This is a genomic window from Actinoplanes sp. NPDC051861 (assembly GCF_040681145.1).
Lineage (GTDB): Bacteria > Actinomycetota > Actinomycetes > Mycobacteriales > Micromonosporaceae > Actinoplanes.
This window is the reverse complement of record NZ_JBFAYE010000003.1, coordinates 513,842-530,899: the sequence shown is the minus strand read 5'-3', so window position 1 is coordinate 530,899 and position 17,058 is coordinate 513,842. Positions and strand designations below refer to the sequence as shown.

At 71.1% G+C, this 17,058-nt stretch carries 15 protein-coding genes and 1 riboswitch; of the genes, 2 read left to right on the top strand and 13 right to left on the bottom strand.

Annotated elements, in window-relative coordinates:
- Positions 1-331: 331 nt before the first annotated feature.
- The 12 genes from AB0M02_RS13220 to AB0M02_RS13165 form a co-directional block, all read right to left on the bottom strand.
- Positions 332-2,458: a VWA domain-containing protein gene (locus AB0M02_RS13220; RefSeq protein ID WP_364225534.1), complete on the bottom strand. Its 2,127-nt coding sequence runs from the start codon at positions 2,456-2,458 to the stop codon at positions 332-334.
- A 56-nt stretch (positions 2,459-2,514) separates the two neighbouring features.
- A riboswitch (cobalamin riboswitch) is annotated at positions 2,515-2,640 on the bottom strand.
- A gap of 110 nt (positions 2,641-2,750) precedes the next feature.
- Positions 2,751-3,974 (bottom strand): ABC transporter permease, encoded by a 1,224-nt coding sequence (locus tag AB0M02_RS13215; protein WP_364225531.1) that lies wholly within the window; start codon positions 3,972-3,974, stop codon positions 2,751-2,753.
- Positions 3,971-4,639: an ABC transporter ATP-binding protein gene (locus AB0M02_RS13210; RefSeq protein WP_364225529.1), complete on the bottom strand. Its 669-nt coding sequence runs from the start codon at positions 4,637-4,639 to the stop codon at positions 3,971-3,973. The genes AB0M02_RS13215 and AB0M02_RS13210 overlap by 4 nt, the downstream gene beginning before the upstream one ends.
- On the bottom strand, positions 4,636-5,832 hold the full coding sequence (locus AB0M02_RS13205; protein WP_364225527.1) for a peptidoglycan-binding protein: 1,197 nt from the start codon (positions 5,830-5,832) through the stop codon (positions 4,636-4,638). Before AB0M02_RS13205 ends, AB0M02_RS13210 begins: the two co-directional genes overlap by 4 nt.
- Positions 5,829-6,800: a hypothetical protein gene (locus tag AB0M02_RS13200; protein ID WP_364225524.1), complete on the bottom strand. Its 972-nt coding sequence runs from the start codon at positions 6,798-6,800 to the stop codon at positions 5,829-5,831. Before AB0M02_RS13200 ends, AB0M02_RS13205 begins: the two co-directional genes overlap by 4 nt.
- A 91-nt stretch (positions 6,801-6,891) precedes the next feature.
- Positions 6,892-7,326: a hypothetical protein gene (locus AB0M02_RS13195; RefSeq protein WP_364225521.1), complete on the bottom strand. Its 435-nt coding sequence runs from the start codon at positions 7,324-7,326 to the stop codon at positions 6,892-6,894.
- 140 nt (positions 7,327-7,466) lie between these two features.
- Positions 7,467-8,312, bottom strand: coding sequence for a hypothetical protein (locus tag AB0M02_RS13190; RefSeq protein ID WP_364225519.1), 846 nt, complete (start codon positions 8,310-8,312; stop codon positions 7,467-7,469).
- Between the two features lie 10 nt (positions 8,313-8,322).
- Entirely contained in the window at positions 8,323-8,796 is a 474-nt protein-coding gene (locus AB0M02_RS13185) for a SigE family RNA polymerase sigma factor (protein WP_364225517.1), read from the bottom strand.
- A 67-nt stretch (positions 8,797-8,863) separates the two neighbouring features.
- Entirely contained in the window at positions 8,864-10,429 is a 1,566-nt protein-coding gene (locus tag AB0M02_RS13180; protein ID WP_364225515.1) for a gluconokinase, read from the bottom strand.
- On the bottom strand, positions 10,417-10,935 hold the full coding sequence (locus AB0M02_RS13175) for an SRPBCC family protein (RefSeq protein ID WP_364225512.1): 519 nt from the start codon (positions 10,933-10,935) through the stop codon (positions 10,417-10,419). Before AB0M02_RS13175 ends, AB0M02_RS13180 begins: the two co-directional genes overlap by 13 nt.
- Positions 10,932-11,234 (bottom strand): metalloregulator ArsR/SmtB family transcription factor, encoded by a 303-nt coding sequence (locus AB0M02_RS13170; RefSeq protein WP_364225509.1) that lies wholly within the window; start codon positions 11,232-11,234, stop codon positions 10,932-10,934. Before AB0M02_RS13170 ends, AB0M02_RS13175 begins: the two co-directional genes overlap by 4 nt.
- Before the next feature lie 71 nt (positions 11,235-11,305).
- Complete coding sequence (locus tag AB0M02_RS13165) at positions 11,306-12,589, bottom strand: citrate synthase (RefSeq protein ID WP_364225507.1); 1,284 nt, start codon at positions 12,587-12,589, stop codon at positions 11,306-11,308.
- A 173-nt stretch (positions 12,590-12,762) separates the two neighbouring features.
- Here AB0M02_RS13165 and AB0M02_RS13160 point away from each other — a divergent pair, with 173 nt between their 5' ends.
- Positions 12,763-13,584 carry a universal stress protein gene (locus AB0M02_RS13160; RefSeq protein ID WP_364225504.1) on the top strand — a complete coding sequence of 274 codons (822 nt, stop codon included), beginning with the start codon at positions 12,763-12,765 and terminating at the stop codon, positions 13,582-13,584.
- A gap of 91 nt (positions 13,585-13,675) precedes the next feature.
- Positions 13,676-15,991, top strand: a complete 2,316-nt coding sequence (locus AB0M02_RS13155; RefSeq protein ID WP_364225502.1) for an EAL domain-containing protein — start codon at positions 13,676-13,678, stop codon at positions 15,989-15,991.
- A gap of 189 nt (positions 15,992-16,180) precedes the next feature.
- Here the strand turns inward: AB0M02_RS13155 and AB0M02_RS13150 are convergent, their stop codons facing one another.
- A complete protein-coding gene (locus AB0M02_RS13150) occupies positions 16,181-16,810 on the bottom strand; it encodes a hypothetical protein (protein WP_364225499.1) in 630 nt (209 codons plus the stop codon).
- Between the last annotated feature and the right edge of the window lie 248 nt (positions 16,811-17,058).

Sequence of the window (17,058 nt, the reverse complement as noted above, 5' to 3'; positions counted from 1 at the left end):
CCGCACCCCAACTCAACACGCAACCGCTGCCACCCCACGCAACCACCGCCGCCCCACGCAACCACCGCCACCCGTACACGTGTGGAGTTGCGCCCCGCTCCGCACCCCAACTCAACACGCAACCGCTGCCACCCCACGCAACCACCGCCGCCCCACGCAACCACTGCCGCCCGTACACGTGTGGAGTTGCGCCCCCCCTCCGCACCCCAACTCAACACGCAACCGCTGTCGCACCGCGCAACCGCTGCCGCCCTGCGCAACGACTGCCGCCACACGCAATCGCTGGTGCCTGTACACGTGTGGAGTTGTGGCTCGGCGGGTCGGGGAGGGATCAAGCGGCGTTTCGGTAGGTGTGGCCGGCCCCGGCGCGTCCCACCGCGGCGCCTCCGGCGGTCGTCGCCTCCAACCGCTCGAGCGGCATCACCTCAGCACCGAGCGCCACGGCAAGACGACGCGCCCGCCCGAGCCGAATCGGACCGGACTCGCAGTCGACCACCACGGTGGCCACCCCCGACAGCGCCGGCGCGAGCAGCTCCGGGTCCGGCCCACTGGTCGAGCGCCCGTCCGTGACCAGCACCAGCAACGGCCGGCGTCGCGGATCGCGCCGCCGCTCGGTACCGATGGTCCGGATCGCCGCCCGCAGCCCCGCGGCGAGCGGCGTGCGCCCACCGGTCCGCAGCGCCGCCAGCCGCATCACACCCACCTCGTGACTGGACGTGGGCGGCAGCACCACCTCAGCCGCACTCCCCCGAAACGTGATCATCCCGATCCGGTCCCGCCGCTGATACGCGTCCCGCAGCAACGACAGCACCGCCGTCTTCACGAGGCTCATCCGCTTCCGCGCCGCCATCGACCCGGACGCGTCCACCACGAACAGCACGAGATTCGCCTCGCGCCCGACATGTACCGACTCCCGCAGATCACCCGGCACCACCCGCACCGACCCGGTCCCGCCGATCGCCGCCCGGTCGATCGCCGCCCGCAGGGTGGCCGGCAGGTGCGGCGCGCCGGACAGCTTGCCGTTCGGAGTCCGGCTGCCCACGACCCGGCCCCGCCGCGCGAAAGCCGGCGACCGCCGGCCCGCGTGTCCGCCCTCGCCCCGAGCCGAGATCCGAAGCGTCCGGGTCCGGTATGCCACACCGGCACTCGCCACCGCACCGGCCGGCTGCGGCGCCTGCTCAGGGGCTTCCGATCCGTTCTGCTGAGGACCGGCACCGCCACCGCCCTGAGGGCCGCCGTTGCGGGGCCCTTGCGGACCACCACCACCGTGCGGGCCGTCTCCGTCCGGGTCCGGATCGTCCTCCCCGGCGCCGCGATCCACGCCGTCACGACTGTCCCCGTCAGCCCGATGATCGTCCGGTTCGGCCCGGCGTTCCTCCTCCGCCTGACGCTCCGCCGACGCCAGGGCCTCCTCGAGTTTCTCCTCGTCGGTACCGGGAGGATCGAGTGGATCGGTCCGGCGCCGGTGGGGCAGTGCCAGGCGCGCGGCGTCGCGTACATCTTCTGCCGTAACCGACGCACGGCCGTGCCAGGCCGCCAGGGCCACCGCGCAGCGAGCCACGACGATGTCCGCTCGCATCCCGTCCACCCCGTAGGCGAGGCAGACCCGCGCGATCCGGTCCAGCTCCGCGTCCGGAAGCGTCACCGCGCCCAGCCGTGCCCGAGCCACCGCGATCCGTTGCGCGTACTCCCGCTCCGCCGCACCGAACCGCGCCGCGAATCCGCCCGGGTCAGCCTCGTACGCCAGCCGCCGCCGGACCACCTCGGCCCGCTGCCTGGCGTCCCGGGGCGCCGCCACGTTCACCACCAGCCCGAACCGGTCCACCAGCTGCGGCCGCGGCTCACCCTCCTCCGGGTTCATCGTCCCGACCAGCATGAAACGGGCCGCGTGCTTGACCGACACCCCGTCCCGCTCGACGTGCGCCCGCCCCATGGCCGCCGCGTCCAGCAGCAGATCGACCAGGTGATCGGGAAGCAGATTCACCTCGTCCACATAGAGCACCCCGCGATGCGCCGCCGCGAGCAGCCCCGGCTCGTAGGCCTTCACCCCGTCACTGAGCGCCCGCTGCAGATCAAGCGTGCCCACCACTCGGTCCTCGGTAGCACCGACCGGCAGTTCCACAAGAGTGGCCGCACGCGAGAGCCGTGCCGAACGCACCCCGTTCAACTCCGTTGCCGCCACGTGGGGACCCTCCGGGACGGACGCCGGCGCTGACGGGTGCGGGCCGTCCGGGCAGTCCGGGTCGGGCGCCGCCGGGTCACAGGCGAACCGGCAGCCGCGCACCACCTCGACCTCCGGCAGCAGCCCGGCCAGCGCGCGGACGACGGTGCTCTTGGCGGTGCCCTTCTCACCCCTGACGAGAACCCCGCCGACAGCCGGCGAGACAGCGGTGAGCAGGAGCGCCAGGCGCAGGTCGTCCAGGCCGACCACGGCCGAGAACGGGTACGGACTCGTCACGGGGAATCCCTTCCGGCGGGTGTCCACGCCCGCGCGTCGGTCGTCGCGAGCGGCCGGAGTCTCCTGACTCCCGGATCGACGTTCCCCGCTCGCCTTCCGGCCCACACGGGCCGTGGCGCTGGTCAGCGGGTCGCTCCCCGGTCACAGTGGCGGGACCGTCCCGGACTCGCACCGGGTTCCTCCGCAACCGCTCGCCGGTCACTCTTTCTCACGGCACGCCCTACCGTCAACGCACCCCCACCCCGAGTGGCTCTCATCATGCGCCGCCCAGGAAACCGCAGAGCCGGGGACCTCAGCGCCGCAGGGCCTCCACCGGCTCGATGGCCGCGGCCCGAAATGCCGGGTATGCGCCGGCCAGCATGCCCGTGACGGCGCCGGCAAGTGGAGCCGGCAGCACGGTCGCCGGGTCCAGGACCACGGTCCACTCCTGCTGGAGCGCGACCGCGAGCACCACCCCCACCCCGAGAGCCGTCCCGATCAGGCCACCCAGGGCGCCCAGGGCCGTCGACTCGCAGAGGAATTGGATCGCTACGTGGCGGGGGCGGGCGCCGAGGGCGCGGCGCAGGCCGATCTCGCCCACGCGTTCCATCACGGCGACGAGGGTCGTGTTCGTGATGGAGACCGCGCCGATCACCAGGCAGATGCCGGCCAGGGCCAGGAAGAGGCCGGAGAGTTCGGTGTCGACGCTGTCGCGCAGGCCGCGAGGGTCGGGTGGGGCGGCGGCCTTGAGCAGGGCGGACTGGTCGGGGCGGAGGGCTACCGGGGCCTGCCGCGCGATCAGGTTCGCCGCGCCCAGGCGGGTCTCGATCACCATGCGGGCCGGGTTGGAGACCGGGTCCGGTGGCGGGTAGAGGTTCTCCGCCGTGGTGCGGGGCAGCAGGACGCCGAGGAGGAGTTCGGGCAGGCGGCGGGTGTCGGAGATGATGCCGACCACGGTGAACGCGGTGCCGTCGATGAACACCGCCGGGCGCCCGCTGAGCTGGTGGATGTTGAGCCGCCGGGCGGCCCCCGCGCCGAGCACCGCGACCGGCTCACCGCGCCCGTCATGGAACGTGTCGTAGAGCCGCCCGGCGCTCACCGTCACCGCGGCCGCCTCGAACACCCCTGGGGAGGCGGCGAAGACCGGCAGGTCACCGGCGTTGGCCCGGGAGTGTGCGGTGACCGACGGCGAACCGGCGATGACGGGATTCCGCAGCGGCACCTGCCAGTAGACGCCGGCAGCCTCCGCACCGTTGAGCGAGGTGATCCGCCGATCAGCGTCTGCGGGAAAGCTGACAGCCGACTCGCCGGCATCGGTAACGGTCACGGTCGTAGAGGTCAGCGCGTCGAACCGCTTGCTGATCTGCCCCGTCGCCGTGGACGTCAGCCCCAGCACCGCAACGAACGCACCCACCCCCAGAACCGTGCCCACAGTCGTGAGCACCGACCGCGCCGGCCTCTGCAGAACCCCCGCGACCGACTCGGCCACAAGGTCGCGCAACCGCAGCACAGACCGCTCCGGAACCACCCGGGTCACGGCGTGATCCGCCCGTCCACGATCCGCACCAGCCGCTGCGCCCGCGACGCCACCGCCCCGTCGTGAGTGATGACCACGATGGTCAGGCCGGCCGCGTGCAACTCGTCGAAGAGTGACAGAAGTCGTTGCGAGGTAGCCGAGTCCAGGTTGCCCGTTGGCTCGTCGCAGAGCAGGATGGCCGGCTCGTTGACCAGGGCGCGGGCGATCGCGACCCGCTGCCGCTCGCCGCCCGACATGGTGGTGGGCAGGGCATGGGCCCGGTGGCCGACGCCGACGCGTTCGAGCGCCGCCAGGGCAGCCGCCCGGCGCCCGCCCCGTGGTGCGCCGTTGTAGACCTGCGCGAGCATCACGTTCTCCGTCGCGGTGCGGTGCGGCAGCAGGTGGAACGACTGGAAGACGAAGCCGATCCGCCCGCCGCGCAGCGCGGTGCGGTCGCGTTCGCCGAGCCCGGCCACGTCGATGCCGTCGAGGCGGTACACGCCGCTGGTCGGCCGGTCGAGCAGGCCGAGCAGGTTGAGCAGCGTGGACTTGCCGGAGCCGGAGGGGCCGACGACAGCCACGTACTCGCCGCGCCCGACCCGCAGCGTGGCGTCGGCCAGCGCGGTGACGGCGGGCGGTCCGGGGTGGATCCGGGTGACCCGGTCGAGGTCCAGGACCGGGGTCATCCGTCCGCTCCGGTGACCACCCGGTCGCCGGCTCGCAGGGTGCCCTCGACTGCCTCGACCGCGACCATGCCGGCCGCTGACACGCCCGGCACGACCTCGACCTGTGTCTGCGAGCCGTCCGCCGCGACCACGGTCACCGTGGTGCGCCCGTCGGCCGACGAGGAGACCGCCGCCTCGGGCACCGCCAGGACTTCGCCGTCACTGCTGGCAGTCGTGATCGTGATGCGCAGGTCCTCGCCCTCCAGGGAGGCGGGCCAGCCGCCGCCGCGCGTCACGCGTACCGGAATGTAGCTTTTGTCGTCCTGGGTGACGCGCTTGCCGATGCTCTCGATCGTGCCGGTGGCCTCGTACCCGGTGACCTCCGACGTCACCTCGACCGGCATACCCTCCTCGACGAGCTGCTCCGACTCCGGCCCGAGCTGCCCGACGAGCGAGAGGCCGCCGGAGGTGAACGAGATGAGCGGCACCGCGACCTGGTCACCGACGCGGGCGGGCAGGGCGGAGACCCGGGCGGGCAGGGCGGGCAGGAACGCCACCTCGGACATCGGCACCATCGGGTCCGTCGCCGAGGCCGGCGAGGTGGTGGGTGACGCTGAGGGATCCGGTTGCGGCGCGCCGGCCTCAAGAGCATCAGTCAGGGGTACGGCGTAACCACGATCCTGATAGAACCGCCGCACCGCACGTTTCGTCCCGTCCCCGAAGTAGCCCTTCCGGTCCCCGATCCGGTAGCCGAGGTCCCGCAGCGCCTCCTGGAGCTGCCCGATGTCCTTACCCGTCTGCCCCGGGAGCATGTCCCGATACGCCGGAAACGCCCCCCGCAGCGCGTAGACCGGCCGCTCCGACACCTCCACGAGCACCTTCCCGGCTTTCACCGAAGCGCCCGCCCTGGTCTTCACCGCCGTCACCACGAGCACCGTCCCACCCGGGCCGTTGGCCGTACGCGCCACCGACACCGGCGTGAACGGGAACTGCCGCCCCCGCGCCGGCTTTCCCCGCATGGCCACCGTCGTCGACAGCGTCTGCTCGACCACCTCCGCCGTGAGCAGGCTGGCCTCCGGCTCGCGCGTGTCGGCCGCCACCTGCGCCGGGCTCTTGATCCGGGTCGCCAGGATCAGTCCGGCGGTCGAGGCGAGCGCCGCCACCACCGCCACCGCGGTCAGTACCCGCTGGCGGCGGGCCAGCGGCGACGTCACGAGCCCTGACCGACCACGGCGGCGGCCCGCCTGAGCTTGTCGTCGCGCTCGGCCTTGGCCGCCTGCAACTGCTGCACCTGACGGTCGATCTCGTCGCTCTGGAACCTCACCTCGTACGCCTGCCAGACCTCGAGGACCCGGTGCTCGCGCTTGCAGCCGACGTCGGCCTTGGCGGCGGTCTTCTCCGCCTCGCCGACCGTACGGGAAGCCGTGTCGAATTCACCCCCGGCCTCCATCGGCATCGGGTAGTCGTAGCCCTTGGCCTTCATACAGGCGGACCATTTCGTAAACGTTTCCACAACCGCCGGATCATTCACGGAACGGTCGTACGAGTCACGCGCGATCTGCGCGACGGCAGCATTCTCCCCGATATTGCCGTCGGCGCTCAGACGACCGTTCACCTCGCCGTTGCAGCCACCTTTCGGCAACTCTTTCCCGGCCGTGTCGACCGGCGCCTTCTGGCCCGCCTGCAGATTTCCCCGGACGACCAGTTGCAGCGCCTTCGAGGAGCTCGCCTGCTTCTCCTTCTCGACGTCGATGGCCGGCCGGGTGCCGTTGACGTCGGACGGCGAGTGGTAGCCGTACTTCGTGGCGGCCGCCATGTCGCTGACGCCGTAGCGGCGCTTGTTGCCGTGCACGCCGAGGTCCTCGACCAGGGAGGCCTCGCGCTTCTTGTCGCGGTCCAGATCGAACGGCAGGTCGAAACCGAAGCGCTGGATGCACTCGCGGACCAGCATCTGCCGGGCCCGCTCCACCAGCGAACTCTGCGGCAGGGTCAGGGAGTACTCGTCGATCGGCAGGATCACCTCGCCGTCGGCGGCTCGCGCGGGCGACGCCGCGGCCTTCGGATCGCTCGCCGGTCCGCCGCCGGGCCCGTCGTCGCCGGAACAGCCTGCCGCACCGGCCAGAAGCGCGGTGACCAGCAGGAACGTCGCGGCGATCGGCCGGCGGGTCAACGCCTGTGCCATGCTCGGACTTCTCCTCGAGGGTATTGCTAGATTGGCCGGCACCGGCGCTGTGCCCAGCTCCAATGGGCACAGCGCCGGCCGTTCACGACCGTCAGATGATCTCGGCGGACGCCCCGTTGTTCCAGGTGTAGTAGAGCTGTCCGGCGCCACCCGGCGGCAGGTAGTCGTAGTTGCCACCGCGGTTGATGTAGACCCAGCTGTAACCGGTCAGGGCGAAGCTGGCGTTGGCCATCGACGCGGCCCGGTTGCGGACCTGCAGGCCGCTGCCGTCGCCGGAGCCGGAGAACCGGGCGTTGTTCAGGTTCGACACGTAACCGCGCATGCTGAACATCGCACCGCCCAGCGAGCCCCGGTAGTAGAGGCAGAGCAGGTTGGTCGAGTTGTTACAGCTCGCCGGAACAGACCACGAGCTGTTGTCGATGTTCCGGCTGGCCGCCGCGGCCGGCGCGGCCGTGGCGAATGCGCCCGCGGTAATCGCGAACAGGGACGCCGACAGAACACCGGCCGTCCGTTTGACAGAATTCATTCGAACCTCTTCCCACAGGCACGCGAGAAGACGTCGCTCTAATGCGCATTTCGAGCCCCCGCTCCCGTGCCGTCCAGAATGGATCGGCGCGCCGTGGATCACTCTGACACTCATTGATCTCCGTCGCAAGGCCCTGATGGTTACGGGATGATCTGCGCGGCGATCAGGGTGGTGACCGCCGTCACCTGCTCCAGGCTGAGCACGGCCGCCTTCTGCACATGGGCGTCCCCGAACTGGTTGCCGGCCGCCACCGTCAGGTCCCGCCCGTCGGCGAGCTCGGCCACGACGACCTCGAGCCGGTCCTGGCTGCGCGGCGAGTACGTCGTGGAAGCCTTGATCCGCCGCCCGCCGGCCCCGGCCGTCACCGAGCATCGGGGGATGAACTCGCTCTCCTCGCACCGGTACAGCCGTTCCCGGGCCTCGGCGAGGCGCTCCGGCTGCTTGCGCTCCTCGGCGCACTTGGGCGTGGCCCGGGTGCACGGCGCGTAGCTGCCGATCTGCAGGGTGATCCATCCTCGGCGCCCGCCGAGTTCGGCGCCCTGACCGCCCCAGAACACCTGCTGCGCGTCCTGCGCGCCCTGGAACAGCGGTGGCTGCCCGTCCGGCGCCGGGTTGCCGAACAGGTCCTGCCGCAGCCAGCGTGTGCCCGGCGCCGCCTCACGCACCGCCGCGTCGACGGCCGTGCGCAGCCGGCGGGCGGTGGCGTCGATGGACTCCCGGCTGTCGGCGACGAGGCGGAACCCCTCGGGAACCGGTGGGACCGCGGGCGGAGCGCTTGCACCCGGTACAACGGCGATGCCCGGTACAACGGCGATGCCCGGTACAACGGCGATGCCGATGCCGAGGGAACCCGCGGTGAGGACCGCCAGAGCGGCGGAGATCCGCAGCGAGGTACGGCGGCGCCGCTCGCGCCGGATGATCCCGTCCAGGTCGACGGTGCTGGGTGGGGCGTCCTCGACGAGCTCGTCGAACAGTTGCGAGGTCATCGTCGTCCTTTCAGGCCTCGGTGGGATGGCGCAGCACCCGCAGGGCACGCGCGGTCTGGCTCTTCACGGTGCCGACGGAGATCTGCAGGATGTCCGCGGTCTGCTCGGCCGAGTAGTCGAAGTAGAAGCGCAGGATCAACACCGCGCGCTGGCGCGGCCCGAGCATGCGCAGCAGCTCGGCGAGCGAGCTGCGGTCGGTGATCCGGTCGGTCGCGGGCACCGGGCGGTCCGGCAGCGTCGCCGCGGCACGCTCGCGGCGCCACGGACGGCGGCGCTCGCTGAGCCAGGTACGGGTCAGGACCTTCTGGGCGTAGGCCTCCGGGTTGTCGGCCCGGCGCACCTCACGCCAGTGGCGGTAGAGCTTGGTGACCGCGATCGACACCAGGTCGTCGGCGGTGTGCCAGTCGTCGCACATCAGGTACGCGGAACGCCGCCACCGTTCCAGGCGCGCCGCCACGAACTCCCGGAACTCGTGGTCGTCCATGGATCCCTCTCCACCGGCCGGTCAACGTCACGCGTACGACGCGGCGCCGGGCGGGAAAGGTTGCACGTTACGAGCCGACGGCTTTCTCGGTGCCGGGCAGCGGCTCCGGTGCGAGCTTGTCCAATTCGGTGACCACGTCGAGGACGGCCAGGGCGGAGCGCTCCACCAGCGGCCGCAGCCGGCCGTACAGGGCCGCCGCCGACGGGTCCGGGCGGGTGTGCCGGCCGGTCGGCACCAGGGTGGCGGCCCGGTCCAGGTCGGGCAGCTCGCCGAGCGCGTGCCAGGCGAGCAGGCAGGCGCCGAGGCCGGTGCCCTCCGGTACGTCGGCGACCGAGACCGGCAGGTCCAGGGCGCCGGCCAGCACCGACACCCACAGCTCCGAGGCCGCCGCGCCGCCGGTGGCCCGGATCTCGGTGATCGAGCAGCCCTCCGCCTCGAACGAGTCGCGGACCAGGGCCAGTTGCTGGCAGACGCCCTCGACGGCGGCGCGGACCAGGTGCGGGCGGCCGTGTTCGCGGCGCAGCCCCAGGTACGCCCCGCGCATGCCGGAGCGCCACCACGGCGCCCGCTCGCCCAGCAGGTAGGGCAGGCAGAGCAGGCCCTCGCTGCCCGGCTCCACCCGGGCCGCCTCCTCGAGCAGCGCCGCGTCCCGCTCGTCGGCGTCCTCGCCCTCGGCGCCGGGCCGCTCGAAACCGGCCGCGAAGCTCTGCGCGGCCCAGCGGACCACCGACCCGGCGTTGTTCACGGCACCGCCGATCACCCAGCGGTCCTCGGTGAGCGCGTAGCAGAACAGCCGGCCGGCCGTGTCATTGGTGGGCCGGTCGACGACCGTGCGCAGCGCGCCGCTGGTGCCGAGCGAGACCGCGGCGACACCGGGCGGGGTGGCACCGACACCCAGGTTGGCGAGCGGGCCGTCGGCGGCTCCGATGATCAGGGGTGTGTCCGCCGCCAGGCCCGCGGCCGACGCGACGTCCGGCCGCAGGGGCAGGCGGGCGGTTGTCGGAAGGACCTCGGCGAGCTGCTCACGGCGTACCCCCGCGATCTTGACGGCCTCGTCGTCCCACTGCCGTGAGTGGATGTCGTAGAGCCCCGTGCCCGAGGCGACCGACAGGTCGACGAGAAAGGGTGAGCCGCTCAGCGCCGCGACGATCAGCTCCTTGACCCCGCCCCACCGGGGCGTGCCGCGCAGCGTGCCCGGATCGGTCTCGCCCCACCAGGCCAGCTTGGTCAGCGGCGACATCGGGTGCACCGGGGTGCCGGTGCGCGCCTGCAGCTCCCTGGCCGCCCCCGCCGCCACGATCCGGTCCGCCTGCTCACCGGAACGGCCGTCCGCCCAGGTGATCACCGGTCCCAGCGGGCGGCCGTCGTCGTCCATCGGGACCAGCGCGTGCAGGAACGCGCTGAGGCTGACCGCGACCACCCGGTCACCGCGCCGGGCGCACTCGGACGCCACGTCGGTGAGCGCCTTGACCGCGGCGGCGGTGAGCTGCCGGGGATCGAGCTCGGCACGGCCCGGACCGGGCACCGACAGCGGGTAGTGCACGCTGGTCAGGGCCCGCAACTCGCCGGAGAGGCCGGCGGCGACACCCTTGGTCGCGGTGGTCCCGGTGTCGATCCCGATCACGACGTCCATGCATCCCCCTGTCTCAGGAACATCTTCTCGTACTCGTCGCGCAACTGTTCCCAGCCGTGTTCCCGCGCGGCGTCGCCGCGAATCGCCTCGACGGCCTCGCCGTCCAGCAGGCGCTCCAGAACATCCGCGCACAGGTGCCAGCCGGCCGCGACCATCGCCTCGATGCCGGCCTCGCGGGAGGTGTGCCGCAGCGTCAGCCGGGTGCCATCGCCGGACGGCTCCAGCTCCCAGCGCAGCAGGTCGTCGCCCCACGTGTACTCCAGCAGGCGCGGTCGCTCGGCTCGGTGGACGGTGGCCGCGATCGGGGTGCGCTCGTCGCCGTCCACCATGGTCAGCGTGGTCGGCCCAGGTGTGGCCAGGTCACGTGCTGCGGTGAACGGTGCCCACCGGTCCAGCCGCTCGGGGTCGGTCAGTGCGGACCACACCTGCTCCGGCGGCTTGCGCAGCTCCCGGATGAAGATCAGGGTCCAGCGGTCGCCGTCTCGCTCCAGGGTTGCCTCGGTCACGATTCCTCCTCCAGATGGCGTTCGAGCGCGTCGAGGTGGTGCTCCCAGAGCCGCCGATAGGGCGCCAGCCACCGGTCCAGCTCGCGGAACGGGGCCGCCTCCAGGCGGTAGATCCGCTGCTGGGCGCGCACCCGCGCGCTCACCACGCCGGCCTCGCGCAGCACCCGCAGGTGCTTGGAGACGGCGGGCTGACTCATGCCGAGCGCGTCGACCAGGTCGCCGACGCTGGCCTCACCGGTGCGCAGCACGTCGGTGATCCGGCGCCGGGTCGGCTCGGCGAGCACCTCCAGGACGTCCACCCGGGCAGTATATGCCTCACGAGGCATATAGCAAACGCAAAAAAGCCCCGCCGAATGCGGCGGGGCTTTTTTCAGCGCTGGTCCATCGGCACGAAGTCGCGGACCGGGGAACCGGTGTAGATCTGCCGCGGGCGGCCGATCTTGTTGGCCGGGTCGGTCATCATCTCGCGGTACTGCGCGATCCAGCCGGGAAGGCGCCCGATCGCGAACAGAACGGTGAACATCTTCGTCGGGAAACCCATGGCCTTGTAGATCAGGCCGGTGTAGAAGTCGACGTTCGGGTACAGCTTGCGGGAGATGAAGTAGTCGTCGGAGAGGGCGATCTCCTCGAGCTTGAAAGCGATCTCCAGCAGCGGGTCCGGGTTGTCCAGCGTGGAGAGGACGTCCTGGGCGGCCTTCTTCACGATGGCGGCGCGCGGGTCGTAGTTCTTGTAGACCCGGTGGCCGAAGCCCATGAGCTTGACGCCCTTTTCCTTGTTCTTCACCCGGGTGACGAACGAGTTGACGTCGCCGCCGTCGAGGCGGATCTGCTCCAGCATCTCCAGCACGGCCGCGTTGGCGCCGCCGTGCAGCGGGCCGGAGAGGGCGTTGATGCCGGCCGACACCGACGCGAACAGGTTGGCCTGCGACGAGCCGACCAGCCGCACGCTCGACGTGGAGCAGTTCTGCTCGTGGTCGGCGTGCAGGATGAACAGCATGTCGAGGATCTTCGCGACCTTGGGATCGACGTTGTACTGCACGGTGGGCAGGCCGAACGTCAGGCGCAGGAAGTTCTCGACGTAATCGAGGCTGTTGTCCGGGTACGGCAGGGGGTGGCCGATCGACTTCTTGTAGGCGTACGCCGCAATCGTCGGAAGTTTCGCCATCAAGCGGATTGCGGAGATATCAACCTGCTCCTCGTCGAGCGGGTCGAGCGCGTCCTGGTAGAACGTCGACAGCGCGGTGACCGCCGAGGAGAGCACGGCCATCGGGTGCGCGTCACGCGGGAATCCGGAGAAGAACGTGCGCATCTCCTCCTGCAGCAGCGTGTGCACACGGATCTTGTCCGCGAAGTCACGCAGCTGGGCGGCCGTCGGCAGTTCGCCGTTCATCAGGAGGTACGAGACCTCCAGGAACGTCGACTTCTCGGCCAGTTGCTCGATCGGGTATCCCCGGTAACGCAGGATCCCCTGGTCACCGTCGATATACGTGATCGACGACGTGGTCGACGCCGTGTTCACGAACCCCTGGTCGAGGGTGACGAAGCCGGTCTCCTTCAGCAGAGCACTGACGTCGATGCCGCCCGGCCCGTCGACGGCCTTGCGGACCCCCATCGACAATTGGCCGCCAGGGTGGTCGAGCTTGACATCCGTCATGTATTTCCCTCACTTCACCGGCAGATGTCTCAAAGATTTTGCCGTTCACCGTAAACCCTCAACCTGAATGGGTCATCAGGTGGCCACCTGTTGAGGCATTGGTCACCAGTACGTATGGACCGTTGCGCCATAGACAATGGTCGGTATATTGCCGCTTGGTTACGGGAGGACCCATGCAGATCCCCGCTCAGGGACCGGTGGTGGTGGGCGTCGACGGGACCCCGGCCGCCCTGACGGCCGTGCGGCTCGCCGCGCGGGAGGCGGCCTCCCGCCGCCGAGTGCTGCATATAGTGCACGCTTTCACCTGGCCCGATGGCGCTGACTTCACCGCGGCTCGACGGGCCGCCTCACGCTTCGTCGAGGAGGCGGTCACCACCGCCCAGCGTTCCACACCCGGGGTCGAAGCGCGCGGCCAACTCGTGGATGGCCCACCGGGGCGTGTGCTGTTGCGGCTGAGCAGGGGCGCCGTCCTGCTCGCCATCGGCGAGGTGATGCCCGGTTCGCCGCTGGTCGAGGTGGTCTCCCGGGCCTGGTGCCCGGTCGCGGTCACCCACGGTCCGCGGCCTCCGACGGGCCCGGTGCTGGCCGCGCTCGACGGTTCAGCCTACTCGGTGCTCGCGCTGCGTTTCGCGGCCGAGGAGGCGGTCCGGCGAGGCGGGGCGGTGCACGCCGTGCACGTGACCGCCGAGGGCGGCGACGCGGCGGAACGCCTGCTGGATGAGGCGCTCGCGGCGGTGCCGGAGATTTTGGGGGTACGCGTGAAGCGCCGCATAGTCCTCGGCTCGGCACCCGAGGCCCTGCCGAGGCTGTCCCGGCGCGCCGGCCTGACCGTGCTCGGCCCGCGCGGCGCCCGTTCCGGCGTGCACCTCGGCACCGTCGCCGGTGAGGTGCTGCGCCGTGGCAGCGGGCCCGCCGTCTTCGTGCACGCGGCACGGAGCCCGTCCCGGCGGGTGCCGCCGCCACCCGCCCGCCCCGCGGGAGCCGCTCGGCGATAGGCGTTATCCCCAAAGCGCAATCCCCCGAGGTGCCCGGATTGCTACCGTTGGTCCCGACATAGGTATTCGGGTTAAACGGGAGGAATGCCCGGTGTTGTCGGTGCTCCCGCCCGCGATCGCCCGTCGGCTCTGGCAGGTCATGGCCGCGGGCGGCGTTCTGGCAACCGTGCTCTACACGTTCTTCCCGTCGTCGGCCCTCGGCACGGTGAGCTTCCTCCTGCTCGGCATCGGCACGGTGGCGGCCTGCTTCGGCGGCCCCCGCCGGTGGGGCGCCGAGCCGCCGATCGCGTGGCTGCTGATGGGCGTGTCCGCGCTGATGTTCCTGATCGGCGTGCTGATCCGGCCCACCGTCACCGAGCTGGCCATGCCGTTCCCACTGGTCGCCGACGTCGCCAGCTTCAGCGGGTACGTGCTGCTCGCGGTTTTCCTCGCGCACCTGCTGCGCAGCCGGGAGAGCCTGGACCGGCACGCGGTCGTCGACGGCCTGATCATGTGCCTGGCCACCGGCGTGGCCATCGCGCTGTTGCTGGCCCTGCCCGCCGCCCAGTACCCGAACCGGCCGGCCGTCCTCTCGATCATCCAGGGGATGTACCCGCTCCTCGACGTGATGGTCCTGCTGCTGATCGTCAACCTGACCTTCACCGCGAAGACCTGGCCGCCGAGCCTGTACTTCCTCACCGCCTCCCTGGTCGGGATATTCATCGGGGACGCGGCCTACGCGATCGTCGGCGTCAACGGCCAGATCTACGCGTCGCCGCTGCTCAACGTGCCGTTCCTGCTGGCGTACACGGCCCTGGGCATGAGCGCGCTGCACCCGTCCGTGGTGGAGATGAGCCGGGCCGCCAAGCCGCCGGCGCAGGCCTGGTCGTGGCAGCGGCTCGCGCTGCTGCTGCCGGCCCTGGCCCTGCCGTTCATCCTGCTGTTCACCCGCGGCTCGGACAGCAACCTGGAGCGGGTGCTGATCGCCATCGCCGGGCTGGCGATCATCGGCCTGCTGCTGTTCCGGGCCACCTCCGCGGTGCAGGCCCAGGTCGCCGCGCAGCTGCGCTCCGAGCACCAGGCCACCCACGACCCGCTGACCGGCCTGCCCAACCGGGTGTCCATGTCGGCCGAGATCGAGCGCCTGGTGACCGTGGTCGACCCGGACAGCCAGGACCGGGTCTGGGTCTACACGCTCGACCTGGACGGCTTCAAATGGGTCAACGACTCCTGGGGCCACGACACCGGCGATCAGCTGGTCATCGAGGTGGGCCGGCGGCTGCGGGCCGCGGTGCCGCACGGCATCCCGGTCGCCCGGGTCGGCGGCGACGAGTTCCTGCTCGCCTTCGTCGGCGAGAAGGGCGGCGCGCTGCGCCTGGTCGACGACATCCGCGGCTGCTTCGCCCGCGCGTTCCCGGTCCGCGACACCGAGGTGGTGATCAGCGCGTCGATCGGCATCGCGCACGCTTCCGGTGACGCCGGCCGGGCCGCGGTGACCGCCGAGGCCCTGATGCGCGACGCGGACACCGCCATGTACCGGGCCAAGGACGAAGGCCCCGGCCGCTCCACCATCTTCGACACCTCGATGCACGCCCAGGTCCGCGAGCGCATCGAGCTGGAGGTGGCGCTGCGCGCCGCGCTCGCCGACGACCAGCTGCACGTCGCGTACCAGCCGATCGTGCGCCTCCAGACCGGCATCCCGGTCGGCGCCGAGGCCCTGGTCCGCTGGGTGCACCCGGACCGCGGCCCGATCCCGCCGATGACGTTCATCCCGATCGCCGAGGACGCCGGCCTGATCGGCAGCATCGGCACCTGGGTACGCAAGGAGGCCCTGCGCCAGCTCGGCGTGTGGCGCTCCGAGGGCGTGGTCGCCGACGACTTCTACCTGTCGATCAACGTGTCGCCGCGCCAGCTCACCGACCCCGAACTCCCGCTGATCGTCTCCGGCGAGATGCTCCGGTACGGCGTACCCGCGCAGTGCGTGGCCCTGGAGATGACCGAGTCGGTCATGGTGGACGGCTCCAGCGTCACCTCCCGCGTCCTGTTCGAACTGCGCGAACTCGGCGTGAAACTACTCGTCGACGACTTCGGAACGGGCTTCTCCGCGCTCGGCTACCTGCGCCGCTTCCCGGTCACCGGCGTCAAGATCGACCGCTCCTTCGTCACCGGCCTCGGCGTGAACGTCGAGGACGACGAGATCGTCCGCGCCGTGGTCGCGATGAGCCACGCACTCGGCCTCAGCGTGATCGCCGAGGGCGTCGAGACCCCGCTGCAGCGTGATGCCCTGCATGCCGTGGGCGTGGTGAACGGGCAGGGTTGGCTGTGGGGGGCGGCGGTGCCGGCACCCGAGTTCTCCGAACGGTGGCGCCGCGACCCGTCCGCGCCGTCGGCGGCCGCGCAGATCGAGGCCGGCCGCCGGTACGAGTAGGGGTGGTGGTCCGGGCTTGATAGAACGATCGTTCTTTCTCGCTCGCTTCGCTCGCGTCGCGTCGCTTCGCTTCGCTTCGAGAACGATCGTTCTTTCTGCTCCCGCCAGGTAGACAGAACGCGCGTTCTGTCTACCTGGCGGGAGCCATAAGCAGAAAGAACGATCGTTCTTTCCAGCCAGGACCGCCGGTCACTGCAGGTGACGCCGACGCTCCTCCTGCCCACGGCGCCGCTCCCGGAACCCGGTACGCCGCTCCACCCGGCGACTCGGCTGGTCCGGCCGGGGGAACTCGTACATCCAGAACGACTGCGCGTCCAGCCGGCTTGGCTGCGCGCGCCCGGCCGCCCGCCCCAGGATCATGGCGATCATCCGGGGCAGCGCGTGCCGCTCCTCGTTGTAGGAGCAGATGTCCACGAACACCCGGCCGTCGACCGCGGCGATCGCCTCGTACATGTCCCGCAGCAGCGCGATGAAGACCCCGGCGCCGTCCTCGGACTTGCGCGACCCGACGAACACCACGTAGAACAGCCGCCGCTGCGCGAACAGGTCGGGCCAGTGGTGCTCGAAGTACTCCGGTGAGATCAGCGGCACCGAGTCCAGGTCGGTCGTCATGACGCCCATGCCGAGCACCGACCCGTCGTCGTCCAGCGAGACGTACTTGTCGGACCGCTTGTCGCCCATCAGCTCGTCGAACTCGCTGCGGTACATCAGATGCCGGTTGGCCGCCATGTGCCGCAGCTCGTCGAACGTGTCCCGGTAGAAGGCCCAGGCATCGTCCAGCATGTCGGCCGGCAGCTCCGGCATGACTTCCACTCGCATCGTCGCCCCCGTGCGCGTTCCCTCTCTCGATGACAAACCTGTCAGGAGCACTGGTGCCATGAGGGCAACTCCGGCATTATTCGCTGGCGGAATAATGGAGTAAGCGACGTCACAGTCGATAGGAGGGGACATGGCCGCGTTCATCGGAACCGAGACGAGCGCACTCTGGCTCGTGGTCCTGCTCCTCGCGCTGGCCGCCGGCCTCGGCGCCGCCCTGCTCACCGCAACCCGCCGCTGGTGAACGAGCG